General features: G+C 57.7%; 13 protein-coding genes. 7 read left to right on the top strand and 6 right to left on the bottom strand.

The window, feature by feature from the left end; all coding sequences use genetic code 11:
- Nucleotides 1–1,818 carry a flagellar basal-body MS-ring/collar protein FliF gene (fliF, locus tag AC097L_RS04235; protein WP_479584920.1) on the bottom strand — a complete coding sequence of 606 codons (1,818 nt, stop codon included), beginning with the start codon at nucleotides 1,816–1,818 and terminating at the stop codon, nucleotides 1–3.
- 283 nt (nucleotides 1,819–2,101) lie between these two features.
- On the opposite strand from fliF, the gene fliE reads away from it, so the two are divergent.
- Nucleotides 2,102–2,368, top strand: coding sequence for a flagellar hook-basal body complex protein FliE (fliE, locus tag AC097L_RS04230; protein ID WP_479584952.1), 267 nt, complete (start codon nucleotides 2,102–2,104; stop codon nucleotides 2,366–2,368).
- 300 nt (nucleotides 2,369–2,668) lie between these two features.
- Here fliE and AC097L_RS04225 read toward each other — a convergent pair whose 3' ends face one another.
- The 5 genes from AC097L_RS04225 to AC097L_RS04205 form a co-directional block, all read right to left on the bottom strand.
- On the bottom strand, nucleotides 2,669–2,968 hold the full coding sequence (locus tag AC097L_RS04225) for a flagellar protein FliT (protein WP_479584919.1): 300 nt from the start codon (nucleotides 2,966–2,968) through the stop codon (nucleotides 2,669–2,671).
- A gap of 39 nt (nucleotides 2,969–3,007) precedes the next feature.
- Nucleotides 3,008–3,418 carry a flagellar export chaperone FliS gene (fliS, locus tag AC097L_RS04220; RefSeq protein WP_479584918.1) on the bottom strand — a complete coding sequence of 137 codons (411 nt, stop codon included), beginning with the start codon at nucleotides 3,416–3,418 and terminating at the stop codon, nucleotides 3,008–3,010.
- Between the two features lie 108 nt (nucleotides 3,419–3,526).
- On the bottom strand, nucleotides 3,527–5,002 hold the full coding sequence (gene fliD, locus AC097L_RS04215; protein ID WP_479584917.1) for a flagellar filament capping protein FliD: 1,476 nt from the start codon (nucleotides 5,000–5,002) through the stop codon (nucleotides 3,527–3,529).
- Between the two features lie 200 nt (nucleotides 5,003–5,202).
- Nucleotides 5,203–6,420 carry a flagellin gene (locus tag AC097L_RS04210; RefSeq protein ID WP_479584916.1) on the bottom strand — a complete coding sequence of 406 codons (1,218 nt, stop codon included), beginning with the start codon at nucleotides 6,418–6,420 and terminating at the stop codon, nucleotides 5,203–5,205.
- A gap of 21 nt (nucleotides 6,421–6,441) precedes the next feature.
- Nucleotides 6,442–7,659, bottom strand: a complete 1,218-nt coding sequence (locus tag AC097L_RS04205; RefSeq protein ID WP_479584915.1) for a flagellin N-terminal helical domain-containing protein — start codon at nucleotides 7,657–7,659, stop codon at nucleotides 6,442–6,444.
- A 240-nt stretch (nucleotides 7,660–7,899) separates the two neighbouring features.
- On the opposite strand from AC097L_RS04205, the gene AC097L_RS04200 reads away from it, so the two are divergent.
- The 6 genes from AC097L_RS04200 (at nucleotide 7,900) to AC097L_RS04175 (ending at nucleotide 14,651) form a co-directional block, all read left to right on the top strand.
- Nucleotides 7,900–9,123 carry a flagellin N-terminal helical domain-containing protein gene (locus AC097L_RS04200; RefSeq protein ID WP_479584914.1) on the top strand — a complete coding sequence of 408 codons (1,224 nt, stop codon included), beginning with the start codon at nucleotides 7,900–7,902 and terminating at the stop codon, nucleotides 9,121–9,123.
- A gap of 163 nt (nucleotides 9,124–9,286) precedes the next feature.
- Nucleotides 9,287–10,522: an FkbM family methyltransferase gene (locus AC097L_RS04195; RefSeq protein ID WP_479584913.1), complete on the top strand. Its 1,236-nt coding sequence runs from the start codon at nucleotides 9,287–9,289 to the stop codon at nucleotides 10,520–10,522.
- 12 nt (nucleotides 10,523–10,534) lie between these two features.
- The gene (locus tag AC097L_RS04190) at nucleotides 10,535–11,671 is read left to right on the top strand and encodes an aromatic ring-hydroxylating oxygenase subunit alpha (protein ID WP_479584912.1); all 1,137 of its coding nucleotides are present in this window, start codon (nucleotides 10,535–10,537) and stop codon (nucleotides 11,669–11,671) included.
- Nucleotides 11,668–12,297: a DapH/DapD/GlmU-related protein gene (locus AC097L_RS04185; protein WP_479584911.1), complete on the top strand. Its 630-nt coding sequence runs from the start codon at nucleotides 11,668–11,670 to the stop codon at nucleotides 12,295–12,297. Before AC097L_RS04190 ends, AC097L_RS04185 begins: the two co-directional genes overlap by 4 nt.
- Before the next feature lie 506 nt (nucleotides 12,298–12,803).
- The gene (locus AC097L_RS04180; RefSeq protein ID WP_479584910.1) at nucleotides 12,804–13,979 is read left to right on the top strand and encodes an FkbM family methyltransferase; all 1,176 of its coding nucleotides are present in this window, start codon (nucleotides 12,804–12,806) and stop codon (nucleotides 13,977–13,979) included.
- Nucleotides 13,980–14,651 carry a hypothetical protein gene (locus AC097L_RS04175; RefSeq protein WP_479584909.1) on the top strand — a complete coding sequence of 224 codons (672 nt, stop codon included), beginning with the start codon at nucleotides 13,980–13,982 and terminating at the stop codon, nucleotides 14,649–14,651.
- Nucleotides 14,652–14,659: the final 8 nt, after the last annotated feature.

Genomic DNA, 14,659 nt, shown 5'->3' with positions numbered 1-14,659 from the left:
TCAGTCTTCTCCGTTGATCCAGTTTTTCACGATATTGGCCACAGCGGTGGAGTTGGTGCGGGCCAGTTGGCGCGCATCTTCCAGCCGTAATTGGTGGTCGGTGGGAGCCAGAATTTGGATGCCATCGGCGCCAATGATGGTGCCGCGCGGCGTATCGCCTGCCACCAAGGCATCCAGCGGCCCGCCCAGTGGCCCCATACCCAGTGCCAACGGCTGTCCGTCCATACCCATCGCCATCGGCTTCCCGTCAGGACCCACTATCAGAGGCCGCCCATCCGGACCCAGCAGCGGCTTGCCGTCCGGACCCAGCGCTACGGTACCCGCAATACCCGATTTCGGTTCGGCCATGGCCTTCAGGCCGGGGCGCACCAGGCCCAGGATCACAATCGCGGCCAGCAGCAAGGTCCCCACCGGCCAAGCCAGGCTGCGCGCCATCTCCAGGGTTGCGGGCTGCTTCCACAGCGGGGTGTTGTCCACCACCGGCACGTCCACCAGAAACGGTGCGTTCATCAGGTTGACCGAGTCGCCCCGGTCTTTGTTAAAGCCGATGGACTCGCGCACCAGGGCGGTCATTTGCTCGATTTGCTGCTCGCTCAGCGCTTTGGTGGTGGGCTGGCCTTTTTCGTCGGCAGACACGGCGTGGTTTACCACCACGGCGGCGCTCAGCCGTTTGATGGAACCCGAACCGCCACGCACCACCCGCACAGTCTTGTCCACTTCGTAATTGGTCACCGATTCACGTTTGGCACCGGCTGCCGGGCCAGCGGCAGCCGCCGCGGCGTTGGCCGATCCGGCGGCTGTCAAGGCCACGGCAGGGCCATTGACGGGCGCGGTGGCCGAAGCCGGTGGCTGGTTGGTGGTAGCACCAGGGATGCCGCTGGGCAAAGGCGTTCCCTGGGCACCGCCGCCAGTTTCTACCACTTGCTGGCTGCGTACGGCGCTGGCATCAGAGGCCAGATTGGGCCGGTGCGATTCGGCAGTAGATTCGGTTTGCGAGAAATCAACCTCGGCCGTGACTTGGGCCTTGACGTTCTGGCGGCCCACGATGGGCTCCAGCATGTCCAGGATACGGCGGCTGTACTGCTGCTCGATGCGTTGCACGTACTGGAGTTGCTCGGCATCGGCCCCGCCCGTGCCGTCGGGTGACTGGGACAGCAGCTTACCGGTATCGTCCAGCACGCTGACGGCGCTGGGCAGCAGCTCGGGCACGCTGGATGCGACCAGGTGCACGATGCCCGCCAGTTGCGTGCGGTCCAGCGACTGGCCGGGCTGCAGGCTCACCAGGATCGACGCCGAGGGCTTTTGCTGTTCTCTGAAAAATCCATTCTGGCTGGGCAGGGCCAGGTGCACCCGGGCGCTGGACACCGACGACAAGGCCTGGATCGAGCGGGTCAATTCGCCCTCCAAGCCGCGCTGGAAAGCGAGCCGCTCCTGAAACTGCGTCATGCCGAAGCGGTTGGCCTCCATCAGCTCGAAGCCGACCACCGAGCCCTTGGGCAGACCCAGGGAGGCCAGACGCAAGCGGGTATCGTGTACTTTCTCGGCGGGCACCATGATGGCACCCCCGCCCTCGGTGTACTTGTAGGGCACATTCATCTGGGACAGCTGGGCCACGATGGCACCACCGTCTTTGTCGGCCAGGTTGGTGTAGAGCACCTTGTAGTCAGGCTGCCGCCCCAGCAGCACGGCCACCAAGGCCCCAACCACCAACAAAGCGACACCCGCGCCCAAACGCATACGCTGCGGACGGTTCAGATTGGCCAGTCTTTGCGTCAATGGCGAGAGGGTCGGTGCGGGTATTTCGGCGACTGCAGACATCATGCTTTCCGGATCGGTATGGCGCGAGCTTGCTCCACTAACTTGCATGGACTTGCGTGCAGAGCACCCCGAGCCATGAAAGTTGATTCACGTTTATGGGCTTGATTATTCGGGCAAGCCGCTAAACCATCGGCCTGATAAGCCGGGGTTTTGACTGCCTTTTCAGCACCATACACCGACTGCACCCCACTACGATTGGCGCATTCGTATCCATCCCCTGGAGGGAACTGTCATGGATCTCCGCTTAGCCCCCGTATCGACCAGCGTGCCCACCCGCACGGGCATGGTGCAGCGCACGCCTACCGCCCCCACTTCGGAGGCAAAAAGCGCCGGTTTCTCCAGCGCACTCAAAGGCGCTCTGGCCGAGGTGAGTGCGGCACAAAACAACGCCACCCAGCTGCAAAATGAAGTGCAGATGGAGAACCCGAACGTGAGTCTGGAAGAAACCATGGTGGCCATCCAGAAAGCCCAGATCGGCTTTCAGGCCACGCTGCATGTGCGCAACCGCATGGTGCAGGCGTATAGCGACATCATGAATATGCAAGTGTAGGTACACCCCCAGGCTACAGCGCAAGCGCTTTTCGCCAACCCCCTTACAGGGGGCAACAGCAGCGGACTGGCGGAGCCAGATCCGCACTGTTCACGAAGGCTTGTCTAGTTGACTAGTGATATGGCTTTTAGGTCGTTCGCGCATGTATAACCTACGCAAGCCGCTATTTAATACATAGCAAATTTTTGGGTGCCGTGGGCGATGGCATCCCAATGCAAAAAAGCCCCTAGCGGGGCTTTTTATGTATCAAATTGGCCTCTAGCGCATATGCTACATACGCTAGAAGCTATCAATTTGATATCAATGTAGCAACTGGGGCTTGCGCTCTAAAATTTGCTCAAACTGATGGATCCAAGGCTCGGTCAGGCAGCGGATCTGGGCATCGTTGCGCAGGATGCGTTGCATGATGCGGGCTTTCTCGGTCTTGTTCTCGGGAGTCAGTTGGTCGGCCATGGACTGGTGGCGCAGTTGCTCGATCAGCACGGCGCAGGCACCCTCAAAGCGTACGACTTCGTCCCAGTCTTCCATCTGGGCAGCCTTCAACATTTTGTGGCTGCTGTCCTCGATGGCTTTGTAGTAGTCAATCAAAATTTGCGACATGGTCTGGGTCCGGCAAGGTGTACGTGTGAATGAGGTGGCTTAGGCATTGCCGACGGGGGGCACAGGGATGCTTTTCCAGGCATCGAATACGGGCACGATCAACTGCGTCACCTCTTCAATCAAAGTAATGTCGTTCTTCAAATTCGCTGTGGTCAACCGCAGAATGCTGTAGTTGTACACACCGCGCAAGTTCACGGCCAAATCACCGCCAGACTCCACGTCCAGTGCGGCCTTCAGGCCTTCTTCCAAAATACGCACCGCCTTGCCAATCGACTGGCCCTTGCCATCGATGTCACCACGGGCCAGGGAGCCACGGGCGGAATGCAGGGATTGCAACAGAGCTTCAAACAGCAGGCAAATCACCTGGTGGGGGCTTGCGCCTTCGATGCTGGTTTGGGCGCCCACACGTTTGTAAGCGGAGGCTGCGCGGGCACTTACGGGTGTAAACATGGTGGAAGCATCCATTTAAACTTGATGTATTAGTTATCGGCAGTACGGTCAAAAACTCAAGTCCCGTTTGGTTGAAATACCGCAAAGTTTTGTAGCCAATACCATCGGCTACTTGCTGCTCCATGCCGCCACCTGCTGTGTGATGTAGGTACTGAGAGCCGTCAGACCGGCCATCTTGGTGTCCAGCGCGGTGTAGGTGGTGCGCAGGCGTTTTTCCACCGCTGCAGCCCGTGCGGTGACCTTGTCCTGGTCGGCACTGTTGCGCTTGGTCTCTGCAGTAAGGGCATCGGCCTTATTGTTCAAGCCACCGCTGAAAGCCAGCAAACCGTCGGCAAAGGTCTTGACCTTGCGGGCAATGCCGTTGGTCGACGCATCGGTGTTCTTCTGGGCGAACAATGTCTTGACGCTGGCGGGGTTGTCCAGGGCTGCGCCCAGTTTGGTGGCATCCACGGTCATGCTGCCGTCGCGGGCAATGCTCATACCAATGTCCGATAAGCGCGTGTAACTTCCGCCTACCACGCCGGTACCCAACAGAGAGCGCAGGGAGTTACGCAAGCCAATCGCGGTGGAGTCACCTTGCAAGTCGCCTGATTTCTTGGTGGTGTCGTCGTAGGCGGTCGCATCGGCCAAATACTTGTTGACCGCGTTGTAGGCATCGACAAAAGCCTGGATGTTTTTGGTCAGCGCGGCTTTGTCATTGGTGGTGGTGAGCTCCACGTCGCTAGTGGTCACCGTGCTTGCGGTGATGGTCAGGCCTGCCACTACGTCCTTGAAACTGTTGGTGGCCGAGGTGACGGCGATGCCATTGATAGTGGCCTTGGCGTTTTGCCCGGTCTGGTAGGTATTTGCGCCCATGCCGTAGGCGGCAACGGTGGGGGCGGAAGTGTTACCGGGGTCTAAGTTCAGGTCGAAGGCCAAGGCTGACAGGCCGCTGTCATTGGTGTTATTACCGTCCCCGGTGTCGGTGGCCTGCACCCGGAAGCCCTGCGCCTCGCCCGTGCTCGCAGAGCGCAGCATAAGACGATCGCCAGAGGCATCGGTCAGCACGGTTGCCACCACACCAGAACCCGCATCGTTGATCTTGGCGGCAATCTGCGCCATGGTATCGGTGGCCACCACGGTGACGTTCACGCTGGCGGCGCTGCCCGGGGTGAACAGGCTGCCAGTGGCATTGGCCCGGGCCAGGCCCCAGGTGCCGAGCTGCAGGGTCAATGTGCCCGCCGAGCCCACCGCCGTGCTGGCCGTGACGGCATCCGACACGCTGGACTGGGCCTTGGCCAATTGCGACACACCCACACTGAAACTAGTAGCACTGGCAATGCCGCTGACAGTGGCCGTCACCGCCGTACTATTAGAAGAGGACACCGCCACTGTATTCCAGCCACTGTCCAGCGAAAGCTTGGCCGCGTTGTCCGTCAGGGTGGACACCAGCGACTTGACCTGCGAGTAGTCGGAAATCTTGGTCTGGATGATGGTCGCTTTGAGCTGGAGAGATGTCAAAGGCTGCTTTTCCAGCGCGACCAGCTTGGTAATGATGCCTTCGACATCTAAACCACTGCCGATGCCGGTTGATGTAATACCCATGGTGACCTCCAGATCGATAAATTGCCGCGCCTGCTGCACTTGCTAAGAATGCGAATAGGCGTATTTGTATCCGTATTCCCAAAAGCAAAACGGCGGATAAAGGGGGTTCCTTTATTCGCCTTTCAGTTTTAGCACCCTCTTTACTTGTCTACAAGCGGCACACAGCACGCTTGACTTGTATGCAAACACGCCTTTGCAGCCTATTGCAGCAGAGACAAGACGCTTTGAGGCAGCTTGTTAGCCTGCGCCACCATGGCGGTACCGGCCTGCTGCAGAATCTGGTTGCGTGTCAAGTTGGCGGTTTCTTGGGCAAAGTCGGCATCCACAATCCGGCCACGGGACGCCGACAGATTTTCTACGCTGATGGCGATATTGGCAGTAGCACCTTCAAAACGGCTTTGCAAAGCACCCAGTTGCGCACGGGCCGAATTAACCTGGTTGATGGCTGCATCCAGCTTCTTGATGGCAACCCAGGAATTGCGCTGCGTATCAATCCGCAGCGTGTCAATACCCAACGCATCTGTAGTGGTGTTGGTTGCATTGATTTTGGTTCCCAATGCACCAGCAGCAAAGCCGTTGGTATTGGCATTAAAGCCCACCGTGGTCACGGTCACTGCATCGCCTGCCGAATCCAACTTTTCAGACATCAGGTCATAGCGGTACGTACCGTTGTCGTTTTTCGTCAAATAGGCTGTTACGCCGGTGTCCGAGGTTTTGCGGTTAATGGCCTCAACTATCTGCCCCATACGCTCTTCGCCTGAGCTGGCCGCCTTGATAGCGCCCAAGTCGACATTCGAGCCACCCGTAATCGAAATACTAAATATGCCCGATGCGAAGCTCATCAAGCTCGTCACACTTGATGCGACCACAGCAGAGGCGGAGTTATCGTACGAATAAGCCACCCTGGACAAACCTGCAGCGGTCGAATTGGTCAGCGCACCCACGGTAATGTTGTCACCCGCATTGGCACCTACTTGGAACGCAGCGCCGGCAAATGATCCGTCCAACACTTTTTTGCCATTGAACGAAGTTTGTTTGGCAATACGGTCGACTTCATCGGTGAGCTGGCTCACTTCCGACTGCAGTGCGTCACGGTCAGCCTTGCTGTTAGTGGCGTTACTGGACTGCACGGCCAACTCACGCATACGCTGCAGCATGTCGCCGACCTTGCCCAACGCGCCTTCAGCCGTTTGCGCCAACGAAATACCGTCGTTGGCGTTACGCGAGCCGACCGTCAAACCCTTGATCTGGCTCTGAAAGCGCTCAGAAATAGCCAAGCCTGCTGCATCGTCCTTTGCGCTGTTGACGCGCAAACCCGAAGACAGGCGCTGCATAGAAGTTGCTAACGAACCACCAGATGCCATCAAATTGCGCTGGGCATTGAGCGAGTTGACGTTGGTATTGATGGTCGTAGTCATTTCATAGCGCCCGATTTCGGCTTATTGCAGCAGTGACAAGACGCTTTGTGGCAGCTTGTTAGCCTGCGCCACCATGGCGGTACCGGCCTGCTGCAGGATCTGATTACGTGTCAAGTTGGCGGTTTCTTGGGCAAAGTCGGCATCCACAATCCGGCCACGGGACGCAGACAGATTTTCTACGCTGATGGCAATATTGGCGGTAGCACCTTCAAAACGGCTTTGCAAAGCGCCCAATTGCGCACGGGCCGAGTTGACCTGGTTGATGGCGGCATCCAGCTTCTTGATGGCAACCCAAGAATTGCGCTGCGTGTCAATGGTCAGGGTGTCGATACCCAGTGCATCGGTCGTGGTGTTGGTAGAGTTGATTGTGGAGGCAATGGCACCCGCAGTAAGGCCGGTGGTGGCGGTCGTGAAGCCGACCGTTGTCACCACAGTGGCGTCGCCAGCCGAATCCAGCTTTGAAGACATCAAATCGATACGGTAAGTACCGGTGTCATTCACCGACAAGAAGGCGGTGACACCCGTGTCGGACGATTTACGGTTGATGGCTTCCACCACCTGGCCCATACGCTCTGCACCTGAGCTTGCTGCGGCAAGGGCCCCCAGAGAAATGCTCGTACCCCCGGTCACCGAAATACTCAACACGCCTGTGGCAATAGTAGACAGGGTAGATACAGAGCTGGCATCCACTGCGCTGGCGGTCTGGTCAAACGAATACGCAACACTGGCCAAACCCTTGGCACTTGAGTTGGTCAGCGCGCCGACGGTGATGTTGTCACCGGCATTGGCCCCCACCTGGAATGCAGCACCGGCAAACGAACCGTCCAGAACTTTGCGTCCGTTGAACGAGGTTTGTTTGGCAATACGGTCTACTTCGTCAGTGAGTTGGCTCACTTCCGACTGCAGCGCAGCGCGGTCGGCCTTGCTGTTGGTGGCATTGCTGGACTGCACAGCCAGCTCACGCATACGTTGCAGCATGTCGCCGACCTTGCCCAACGCGCCTTCAGCCGTTTGCGCCAGCGAAATACCGTCGTTGGCGTTACGCGAGCCGACGGTCAAGCCCTTGATCTGGCTCTGAAAGCGCTCAGAAATTGCCAAGCCTGCTGCATCGTCTTTGGCGCTGTTGACGCGCAAGCCAGAGGACAGGCGCTGCATGGAAGTTGCCAACGAACCGCTCGACGCCATCAAATTGCGTTGGGCGTTAAGCGAGTTGACATTGGTATTGATGGTGGTGGTCATTTCAAAGCTCCTAAGGTTGGGTCCAATGACGAACCAATGAAAAGGCCCGTTGAGTAGGTTTTCGGGTGTCCGCGCGAAAACTTTAGGACTAGCGCGCAAATAACCGGGGTTTTCTTGCCGCTTATCCCGGCTACAGCGTGGGCCCGAATGACCACAATTTAGTTACCGCTCATGGTCGTTGGCCAGCTGAGCTGACCTCAACCGGCTTTGGCCAACATTTATCCTTAAAGGAGCTTCGCAATGGCTGCCACGATCAATACAAATATCAATTCGCTTAATGCCCAGCGAAATCTGGCTACCAACGCGATGGGGCTGGCCACTTCCATGCAACGTCTGTCCTCCGGATTGCGGGTGAACAGCGCCAAGGACGATGCCGCCGGCCTGGCCATTTCAGAGCGTATGTCCACCCAGATCCGCGGATTGACGGTGGGCGCACGCAACGCCAACGACGGTATTTCACTGTCGCAAACGGCTGAAGGCGCGTTGGGCAAGGTCGGCGACATGCTGCAGCGTATGCGTGAGCTGGCTGTACAGGCAGGCAACGCCACCAACAGCAAGGCCGACCGAGCCGCACTACAGGCCGAAGTAGGCCAGTTAACGGATGAGATCGACCGAGTTGCAAAACAAACCTCGTTCAACGGCAAAAAAATACTGGATGGGTCGTTTGCCGGGGCAGTGTTCCAGGTAGGAGCCAACTCGGGCGATGTCGCATCATTGGGCGCTTTGACCAACTCTACGGCCAAAGGCTTGTCTCACGTGGCGTATGCCTATGACCAGTCCGCCAGCTCCGTGGCGGCCAGCTCGGTCAGTACGTTGACATCCATCACCTCCAATGTTTTGACTATTTCGGTCGCGGGTTCTGGCACAGTAGTAGACCTGGGCTCCATCAAAGCCGCCAGTTCTGGCGCAGAACGCATGGGCCAAGTGGTGGAAGCCATCAACCGTAAATCGACCGACACCGGCATTACCGCCTACCTGTCGCAAAACGACGACCAGACCTACCGTATCGATTTAATGTCGCAAAAGCTGGATGCGAATGGCGACCCGGCGGCGGTGACCATGGCCGGATTCTCGCTGGCGACCACCGGCGAGGCCACAACCAGCATGCAGTCCGGCATCAGCGCCACCAACACAACGACCGATGCGCTGGGTATCGACACCTTGAGCATTGACACCCAGCGCAACGCCTGGGTCGCACTGAAGAAGATTGATGCCGCCATTGACCAGGTGAACTCGGCCCGTGCCAATCTGGGCGCACTGCAAAGCCGGTTTGAGAGTGCCGTGAGCAACATCAGCATCCAGGTCGAAAACCTCGCCGCCGCCAAGGGCCGTATCGTAGATGCTGACTTTGCGCAAGAAACCGCCAACCTGTCACGCACCCAGATCCTGCAGCAAGCAGGTACCGCGATGGTGGCGCAGGCGAACAAGCTGCCGCAGGGCGTGCTGTCGCTGCTGCAGGCGTAAGCCGCGGTGGCAACAAAAAAGGCCCTCCGGGGCCTTTTTTTCTTGGGTGTCATTGTGTTTACGGACATGCAGGCCTGCGCCTGCGTTGGATTGTCCGTTTACACAAAATCCTGTATACCCTCGCAACCCAGCACGGACATTCAATTGGAAATAAGGGCTTTTTATGTCTTTTGACCTCAGCAAGTATGATTTAAGCGATGCTGCCACGCAAAAAGCACGAAAAAAGCTGATTGAAGTGGTTAATCGTTGCCGAGATGATCGCTATGCATTCTTTCCGGAGAACGTCATGGAGATGGTGGCTGGTCCGCAGGCGCCTCGCGTGGTTGTATTCAGCACCCGAGGCCCCGATTGCGGTCATCACGTCGCACAGATTTCAGCTGCAGCCCAGCTCAAGGGGGGCTGGATCGAGGCGCTGGTGCATGACCCCAGCGATATCGAGAACCGCAATAATCCAGCCTTGTCGGCCTACAAACAAATCACGGTAGAGGAGTTCTTTGCCGACACGGCTGCTTTTGCTGGCTGCTTGATCGTTGACCGCACCAGCACCTGGTATCCAGCCATCCGCTACAAGACCAAGCTCAAGCAGGCTGGTTTCAACGTGCTGCGGCAAGAACAGTTCCTAAATGCGCCGGGCTTGGAGGCCAGTGGCGGTTTCTATCGCGAACATGCCGACGTCATGCTGGCGCGGTTCGAGGAATTCCTCCCTTTGGAGCGGCTTTGGGGCGACGCCTTCTCGCGCCAGACCTACTATTACGCATTGGCATCGTTCATCAGCATGAACTACCAATACTTCGCCGTCCATTGCGGTGATCACCTGCAAAGCTATTTTTCTCCGGATATTGATCTGAAACTGGGACCTGATACCGTCTATGCCGACTGCGGCTCGCATGACGGACGGGAAATCCTTATTTTTTCCGACAGGGTTAAGCACCAATTCAAAGCCGTCCATGCGTTTGAACCGGATCGCCGCAACTTTGTCCTACTATCCAACACCGTTAGCCAGCACATCGCACAGCATGGCGCATTGCAGATCTATTGCCATGAATTGGGCGTGTTTGATCGCGATGGCTACCTGCATGCCGAGGGCCATGGCACGCAGGTCGTCATCACGGAACAAACGGAAACGGCTGGCTCGGGCCTGCATGTTTGCAAGCTGGACAACATGCTCGACGAACTTGGACACCTGCGCCTGGAAATCGAGGGCGCGGAACTTGCCGCTCTGCATGGTGCACGCCAGCTCATCCTCAAGCACCGCCCCACCATGACGGTGTCTGTCTACCACAAAGCCTCCGATTTCCTGGAACTTCCCCGTTTCATCGAAGAGACCGGCCTGGGCTACCAATTAGCCCTGCGCCATCAATCGCTGGAGCCCGGCGTACTCTGCATTTACGCAGTTTGAGGAAACATTGCCATGCTGCCCCTGCTCAAGCCCTTTCACTACACCGATAGCGACTGGTTCGCGCAGGAACAGGCCAGCATCTTCGGTCGTCTGTGGATGCTTGCGGCGGTCAAACCGATGCTGGCCAAACACCGCGATTACCGCGCGCTGACACTGGCCGGCAAGCAGGTCGTGCTGCAGAACCATGATGGTGTCATCCGTGCGTTCAGCAACGTCTGTCGCCATCGCATGGCCCGCATCCAGAACGAGGAGTTCGGTAACCGCGCGCTGGTGTGTCCGTACCACAACTGGGCCTACGATGAGTGCGGCAAGTTGACCCACACCCACCGCGACCCATCGGTATTCGGCTTCACGCCCGAGGAAACCGCCGACATCCGCCTGCCGCAATACGCCGTGGCAACCATCGGCAGTTTGGTGTTTGTCAATTTGAGCGACGACCCGCTGCCGATCGAGGAGCAATTCGACAACCACACACGGGAACTGCTGGAACGCTATACGGGGCAGATGGACAGCAGCTACATCTACACCCGCTACGAGGGCGCTTTCAACTGGAAGACCGGCATGGAAAACATCAAGGACGCGCTGCATGTCCCCTGCCTGCACAAGTCGACCTTCCCCACGTATTTTCGCGTGGACGTCATGGGGGATGAAGCGTGCCATGGCCGCGACAGCGCCTACCTGCCGCGCGACACCAGCCTGCGGCAAGCCACCTCCAGCGGTGGCCTCCGTTTCGCCCAGGATGGGGTTGCCCCAACGTACGAATGGAAACGACTGGTGCATCGCCTGGACTGCCAGGGCAACTACCTGACGTTCCATCTTTTTCCCAATGTCAATTTGATGATCGTGGATGGCAGTTCGTTTGCCATCCAAATTTACAACCCGCTGGCCGCAGGGCGTACCGAAATGCAGATGATGGTGGCATTGACCAGGCCTGTGGACGATTTCTCCTACAAGCCGGTCGTGCTGTGGGAGCACCTGGTAAGCGACATGACGGTGTTGCAGCAAGACATCGACTGTCTGGAAGCCTTGCAGATCGGGCTGGCATCCGCGCAGGACTACGGGTTCATCCACGGTGCCTATGAAACCGGCATCTTGGATTTTCAGGCTGCCTATCTCGCGCAGATGCAGGTTGCGGAGAAGCGGCCATGAAAAAATTGTGGCTTTTCCATGCGGGCGGCGATCTGGAACACATACGGCACGAAATCCTGCGGGACGGGCAATATGAAATAGTCGGTGTGCTTGCATTGGAAGAGGCAGGTTATGGCACACCCCAGCCTCCGGATAAAGCCATCCTGGCGCAAGCGCGCCAGGATGGCGCTGCCTGTTTCATCATCGGCGATGCGCGGCTGCTCAACCAATTCCGCCTTGCGGCCTACATAGCGATAAAAGCGGGCGGGGGACGCGTCATCCCACTGAAAGCGCCGAGTAGCTCTGTCGCGGATGGCGTCAAACTTCGCGAAAACGTGTGGATCGACCATGCCGCACGGGTGCTGCCCGGCGTCAGCATTGGCGCCAATACCTGGGTCATGCAAAACAGCGAATTGGGCACCAGTTGTAAGGTCGGCAGTTCCTGCTGGATAGGCCCGAATTGCCAAATATCCGGGGGCGCGACACTAGGCAAGAATTGCACGCTGGGGCATGGCACCGTCATCGGCCCGGATGTCCTGCTGCCCGACTGGAGCACCATCGGCAGCAACGTCACCATCACGCAATCCCCAAGTACCACGCTGTTCATCGACCCGCGCTTTCGCGCGCCGGTTCATATCTTCAATTGATAAAGGTTCATCCATGTATCCAGTCAATTTCTCTGCATTCATGACGGAAGAGAAACACGCTCCACGCCTTTGGAGAAACCCGCAGGATGCTGGAAGATATTTATCAATGCTAGGAAAAGCAGGGCACTCCCGCACTCTAGGATCTGGAGCAACCCTTTCTCTGCGACATCAGTCCCGGAAAGACGCACCCCATCGTCTTGTTGAGCGCGTCCAATGACCACGCCCAGCATCTCATCGCAGAAGCTTGTCGTAATTCAAACCTGATTGGCATCATGGTCAATTATCGTGTTGGACAGATGGAGTGCGGCATTTCGATTGGCGCAGATGAGTCCTTGTTCGATTTGAAGCGCCGGCATCCTTCGCTTCCATTCACGCCACTCATTTTTCGGAGCACGAGATCGGCGAAAAACCATCCCCCTTCTTCCGCACGAAGTCCTGAGCACCGACGTTAAGTTTTGCTGTCGACTGTCGTTACCGAACCCATATTCAACTGAAAGAAACGAACTATGAAAACCGATATTGATGAGATCAGAAAGAAAGTGGTACAGGCCGCAGCAGCGGGCTATTCCCCGCCGCAAATTGAAGGTCTTGCCGAGCGCCCAGTTTTCCTGATGGGCCCAACCTCGATCATTGGCAGCTTGTTCGGGAAACAGGTGGCAGCCGCGACGCGAGTGGTCGCCGCGATCGACGACATTTCAAAAGACGCGTCGATTCATGGCGTGCCCCGCTGGACGAGCACGGAATTTCTAGAGCGGGCCCGGAAATACCCCAATGCCATCGCCATCGATTTTTCCGGTGGCCCTTACGTGCGCTGGCTGGTCACACGCCTTTGCGAGGACGCCGGCGGAGTGGAACGGAGGGATTTTGCCTTGGTAGCGGGGCAAATGAAGCTGGCCGCCGTCTTTGAGACCTGCGATGTGTACCGTGATCGCACCTTGGGGCGCATGGACGAGTTTCTCGCCGTCGCGGATCGGTTCACCGATGAACTTAGCCGGGCAACGTTATATTCAAATCTATTGTTTCGGCTGACTTACGACCGTGATCATCTGCTGCCGGTGTGGAGCCCCTACGATGAATATTTTGCGAGACGCGACCACGGTCAGACGGCCACTTTCGAGCCGGGGTTGAACGAGCATTTCGTGGATTGCGGAGCACACCAAGGCACGATCATCCACAGACTACTGGGGGCCACGGGGGGGCGCTACAAGAGCATCACCGCTTTCGAGCCTGACCGCATCAATTTTGAAAAGCTCCAGAATCTGACGCCAGTGTCTTTGCCCAATTACAAACCGATCAACAAGGCGCTTTCCAATAAGCACGAAGAGCTGCGATTCGTGGAAACTGGCACGATGTCGAGTTACGTTTCCACCAACGGCAACACCATCGTCCAGACGACCACGTTGGACGATGAAGTCGAACAGGCCACCTTCCTAAAGATGGATATCGAGGGCTTCGAAAGCAAGGCATTGCAAGGGTCTACGCGACTGCTGGCGCAGCGACCGCGCGTAGCTGTTTGCGTGTACCACCTCGCACATGATCTGCTGGATGTGTTGAGTGTGCTGGACAAGAACGTCGAGAACTATCACTACAAGCTGCGCCAGCATTATTGCGGCTGGTATTACGACCTGGTCCTGTACGGTTCGCCAGTCTATGGAGTCGATGCGCCGTCTTGGGCCGCGTGAATGCAGCACATTCCCCAAATTGACGTGAGTGTCCGAGCACCCCCCGTCATTGCGACGCTGGGTTTGACAGGCGAAGGTCAACTCTTCATTTTCAGTGAAGAGTTTGATGTCGGATCACGTGAAGATGGGCTCGGAGGCCAGCGGGGTCGGTGGCCCTGCGGACATTTCGCATGTTGCCGACCCGTCGGCCATTCCCGATCCGCGCGGAAAGGTTGTGTATTCTCCATTTGCGACGACACCAGTTTCCTCAACCAGCGCCGCCTTGCCGCCAATATGTACATCACGCGCCAGCTCTGGCCGATTGTCGGTTTGCAGGCAGGCAGCGCCTCTGTCGCGGAAGGCACCCGGCTGCGCGAAAACGTATTCATCGACCACGCGGTACGTGTGCTGCCCGGCGCCAACATCGGTGTGAATGCCTGGATCATGCAAGGCAGCGAACTGGGAGCGAACAGCAGGATTGGAAGTTCTAGCTGGATAGTCCTGCATTGCCGCGTTCTGCAGTTCGGCCTCGCCGATCACCTTACCGGAAGGCGGGAGGACGGTGGCGCCGGGAAGGAGGGGTTGCGGGCGGTAAGCGTGGCGGGCATATTCCCCGACGAGGGCGGCGATCTGCGTGCGCAGTTGTTATGGTGTCTGCCGGGAGGAGTCAGCTTGCCTCGGAGGCACACGTAGCGCTTTTC

This window comes from Rhodoferax sp. RT5P35 (assembly GCF_056521385.1).
This window is presented reverse-complemented; position numbering and strand designations above follow the sequence as displayed.

Bases quoted from the DNA above. Each gene is read 5' to 3' on its own strand.
- fliF (WP_479584920.1), bottom strand. From the start codon at position 1,818: ATGTCTGCAGTCGCCGAAATACCCGCACCGACCCTCTCGCCATTGACG.
- fliE (WP_479584952.1), top strand. From the start codon at position 2,102: ATGGTGCAGCGCACGCCTACCGCCCCCACTTCGGAGGCAAAAAGCGCC.
- AC097L_RS04225 (WP_479584919.1), bottom strand. From the start codon at position 2,968: ATGTCGCAAATTTTGATTGACTACTACAAAGCCATCGAGGACAGCAGC.
- fliS (WP_479584918.1), bottom strand. From the start codon at position 3,418: ATGTTTACACCCGTAAGTGCCCGCGCAGCCTCCGCTTACAAACGTGTG.
- fliD (WP_479584917.1), bottom strand. From the start codon at position 5,002: ATGGGTATTACATCAACCGGCATCGGCAGTGGTTTAGATGTCGAAGGC.
- AC097L_RS04210 (WP_479584916.1), bottom strand. From the start codon at position 6,420: ATGACTACGACCATCAATACCAACGTCAACTCGCTCAATGCCCAGCGC.
- AC097L_RS04205 (WP_479584915.1), bottom strand. From the start codon at position 7,659: ATGACCACCACCATCAATACCAATGTCAACTCGCTTAACGCCCAACGC.
- AC097L_RS04200 (WP_479584914.1), top strand. From the start codon at position 7,900: ATGGCTGCCACGATCAATACAAATATCAATTCGCTTAATGCCCAGCGA.
- AC097L_RS04195 (WP_479584913.1), top strand. From the start codon at position 9,287: ATGTCTTTTGACCTCAGCAAGTATGATTTAAGCGATGCTGCCACGCAA.
- AC097L_RS04190 (WP_479584912.1), top strand. From the start codon at position 10,535: ATGCTGCCCCTGCTCAAGCCCTTTCACTACACCGATAGCGACTGGTTC.
- AC097L_RS04185 (WP_479584911.1), top strand. From the start codon at position 11,668: ATGAAAAAATTGTGGCTTTTCCATGCGGGCGGCGATCTGGAACACATA.
- AC097L_RS04180 (WP_479584910.1), top strand. From the start codon at position 12,804: ATGAAAACCGATATTGATGAGATCAGAAAGAAAGTGGTACAGGCCGCA.
- AC097L_RS04175 (WP_479584909.1), top strand. From the start codon at position 13,980: ATGCAGCACATTCCCCAAATTGACGTGAGTGTCCGAGCACCCCCCGTC.